This window comes from Oceanobacillus neutriphilus, assembly GCF_014645515.1.
Taxonomy (GTDB): Bacteria; Bacillota; Bacilli; order Bacillales; family Amphibacillaceae; genus Oceanobacillus; species Oceanobacillus neutriphilus.
The window spans coordinates 1-4,191 of record NZ_BMLW01000033.1; the positions used below are offsets into that span (position 1 = coordinate 1).

1 protein-coding gene and 1 pseudogene are annotated in these 4,191 nt (G+C 38.5%); both read left to right on the forward strand.

Translation table 11 applies throughout. The annotated features are described in order from the left end of the window. Nucleotides 1–544 precede the first annotated feature (544 nt). A complete protein-coding gene (locus tag IEX29_RS26220) occupies nt 545–2,212 on the forward strand; it encodes a phage tail protein (RefSeq protein WP_444544104.1) in 1,668 nt (555 codons plus the stop codon). Further along, a pseudogene (locus tag IEX29_RS26225) lies at nt 2,161–4,191 on the forward strand (hypothetical protein); the annotation flags it as partial. The gene IEX29_RS26220 and the pseudogene IEX29_RS26225, both read left to right, overlap by 52 nt.

Sequence of the window (4,191 nt, forward strand, 5' to 3'; positions counted from 1 at the left end):
TTCAGTTTTAGACCTACCTTGATAGAAAGGAGGTATATGCTATTTGGAAAAAATCGAAGGATTAAGTATTGGACTGGATTTAGAAACACTACGTGTAGAACGCGGCTTAACTGGCTTAAAAGACAAAATAAGAACTGTAAACAGCGAAATGAAGAAGAATATGTCTTCTTTTGATCGCTCTGATAAGTCAATAGGTAAATATGAAACAAGACTTGATGGCTTAAATAAAAAACTTGAAGTTCAAAAATCAGTCGTAAAAGAGGCAAAGTCTGAATATGAAAAAATGGTCAGGGAGCACGGCGAAGGTTCCAAACAAGCCGAAAAGGCTGCCCGTGAATACAATAATCAAGCTGCATCTTTAAACAATCTTGAGAGATATATCCAACGCACAAAAAATGAACTTACGAACTTAAAGAAAGAACAAGCTATTGCAAATAGTGGATGGACTAAGGCTGGTAAAGGATTACAAGATTTTGGAAGCAAATTAAAAGGCATCGGTACTCAAATGTCGGATATCGGTGGACAATTAACCAAAAAAATCACCATGCCAGCTTTGGGTGCCGTGTCCGCGTTAACCGGTATAGCACTTGTTAAAGGGTTTGACCGACTCATCGGGATAGACACAGCTCAAGCCAAATTGAAAGGTCTTGGACACGATGCTGAAGGTGTAGAAAAAATCATGGAGTCTGCCCTTGATGCGGTTCGCGGAACATCTTTTGGTATGGGTGAAGCTGCAACCACAGCTGCCAATGCAGTTGCTGCAGGAGTAGAACCGGGGAAAGAATTGACAAAGTACTTATCAACCACTGGTGATGCTGCTGCAATAGCTGGATCAAGTATGAGTGAAATGGGAGCGGTCTTAAATAAAGTAAAGACCTCAAATAAAGCCTATAACGGTGAGTTACAGCAATTATCTGATAGAGGATTGCCAGTTTATCAATGGTTAGCGAAAGAGGCAGGCGTTGCAGCAGAAGAAGTAACTAACTTGGCTTCAGATGGTAAAATATCATCTGAAATGTTGATGAAAGCTATTGAAAATAATATTGGCGGAGCAGCACAAAAAATCGGTGAAGAATCCTTTACTGCAGGTCTTGCAAATATGTGGGCAGCTGTCGGCCGTTTAGGAGCCTCCTTTTTAGATGCCGGAGGAAAAGGTGGAGGTTTCTTTTCACAGTTAAAGCCTTTAATTGTTGATTTCACTGGCCGGATAGATACCATGGGAGATTTTGCTGAAAAAGCTGGAGTTAAGTTTGGAGAATTCTTTACTGGTGTTATAGATAAAGCAAAAGCTTTAAAAGCATCATACGATGGCCTGTCTCCTTTCCTGCAGGACATCATAAAGAAATTATTATTATTTGGTAGCGTTGGAGTTGTAGCACTTGGACCAATAATATTAGGTTTAGGAAAACTCATTTTATTTGTTGGGGGTGTTACAGAAGCATTCGGTAAATTACTTGGGTTTATCGGTAAAAAGGATGGGATAAGAAAAGTTGGAAAAGATGCTGCTGACAGTGCCAAAAAAGGGGGACTTTTAAGTAAACTGTTCCGAGGACTGTTAACTGGATTAAGATTTCTCACCGGTCCTATCGGTTGGATTATATCTGGAATAATTGCTTTAGGTGCTGCATTCGTTACGGCATATAAAAAATCAGAGAAGTTCCGAAACCTTATCCAAAGTATAGGAACTTTTTTTAAAGATTTAGGAATCACAATTTATGAATTCTTAAAGCCTGCAATTGATAAAGTGGTTGAAGTCTTCACGGGCATATACGACAGTACAAAGGATATTTTACAGAACAAGGTAATTCCATTTATTAAGAATACTTTCGAATCTGTCTCTGAAATTGTTGGTAATGCACTATCAAAAGTAACCGAAGTAATCAGCAATGTATGGGGGAATCTAACAGAGTTTGTTGCTCCATATATAAAATCCTTTACTGATTTTATTAAAAACGCTTGGTCTAGGTTAACGTCTTGGTTCGGTTCAAGTTCTGGAAAAATGATAAATAAAACAGTTGGCATCTTTGGGAAAATTAAAGATGGCATATCAGAGGGAATTTCGACTGCCGTTGGTTTTGTTAAAAAAATATGGAGTGGATTAATTAATTGGTGGAATAAAAATGGTGACAGCATTNAGTATCTGCTGTGGTTTCCTATGCAATGGATGTATGGGGCAGGCTTACCGATTTCTGGAATAAACACGGTGATATGATCCAACAAGCAGCCAAAAATGTATGGGGTTTTATTAAGACCGTGGTACTTGGTACCGTCACCGTAGTGTGGAATGGAATAAAGAAATTTTCATCAGGTATATACACATCCATCAAATGGGCACTTGATAAAATATCCATCGGCTGGAATGTTGTTTGGCCGAAAATATCTAAGGTAGCCCTAGGGGCTATAAATGGCTTGAGCACAGGAGCAAAGATAGTCTTTCCATATATCCAAAAAATTATTAAAACTACTATGTCCGTAATAGAAAAAATCATGACTGTTGTCTGGCCAGTAGTTAAATTTATCGTTATCGAAACATGGAATGCAATAAAAGGAACTATAGACGGAGCACTAAAGGTTATAACTGGGTTGATACAATTTTTCAGCGCACTTTTTACCGGAAACTGGTCTGAAATGTGGGATGCAGTTAAAAACATCCTTTCGGGTGCAGTGAAGTTTGTATGGAACTTTATCCAGCTGTCATTTTTCGGTCGAATCATTAAAGGCGGAATGCTATTTATCAAAGGATTTGCCGGTCTTTTCAAATCAATGTGGACAGGTATAAGTAATCTGTTTTCCACAGTGATTACTTGGATTGTTGGCTTTGTTCGAAGTAGTTTCACCACTATGAGTAATACTGTTGGTTCCATAACGCAAACAATCTGGAAAGTGATATCAACAATCTGGAACGCAATATGGTCATTCTTCAGCAAAATAATATCGACCATTGTTACCTTTGTAAAAAATAGCTTTACCGGACTATGGAATATAATCAAAACCATATTTAACGGCATCAAAGATTTCATAACATCCCTTTGGAATAATGTATTTGGATTTTTTAAAGAGATAATTGGAAACATTGTTAATTTTGTTCGTAATAGATTCACCGGGATGAAAGAAAGTACTTCCAATATTTTTACTACAATTCGTGATACAGCTCAAAGGCTCTGGAATGCAGTAAAAGATAAAATTTGGAATCCGGTTAAAAATATTGTCTCAAATGTAAAAGAGAGATTCACAAGTTTGAAAGATGGAATCTCTGAAACTTTTAAAAACATCCGGGACAACGTATCTGGATGGATTAAGGAAATGGTTCAAAACGTTAAGGATATGCCAGGTAAAATGGCTGACGGCATCAGCAAAACGATAGGGAAAATAAAAACAGCCTTTGGTAATATTGGTAACGCAATGATTTCGACACTTCAAAAGGGCGTTAACGGCGTGATTGGTGGGATTAACTGGGTACTAGAAAAACTAGGGATTGATTATCAAGTCGAGACTTGGAAAAGTAAAGCTGCATTTGGCGGTGTAGCTGCATCTGTAGTTGGTTACGCTCGCGGAACGGAAGGTCATCCAAAAGATGGGCCAGCCTGGGTTGGTGATGGAACAGGCCGTAATGCTGGACCTGAGTTAGTTGCAGAACCTGGGAAGAAACCGTATTTATCTCCGGCTAGACCGACGTTGATTCCTAACATGCCGAAAGGCACTCAAGTATTATCAGCACTTGATACAAAAGCGCTGTTTAATAATCTTCCTGCTTATGCCAATGGTATTGGTTTTAATGACATTATAAGCTCATCAAGAGATATGATGCGAAGCATTAATTTGTTTAGCAGAGATGCTGCATTTGATGTATATTCCTATATTGACGATCCTAAACAATTATTAAATAAAGCTTTAGCGCATCTTGGTGTCAAAGCAGAACCGTTTATTGGAGCTTTAAAGCAAGTTCCTATCGCCGGATTCAATAAAATCAAAGACGGCGGAGTTAAGTTTTTAAAGAAAAAAATAGACAACATGTTTAGCTCCGGTACTGGTGTCAGTATGGGAATGGGCATCACCAATGTTGGCGGATGGACTTTACCAATCAGGAGAGCAGCAGCACAAATGCGTGAGACAGTTTCCAATTCCGAGGTAAATGGGATTCTTGCACAAATCCAACGTGAATCTGGTGGTAATCAGCGCATTATACAACAT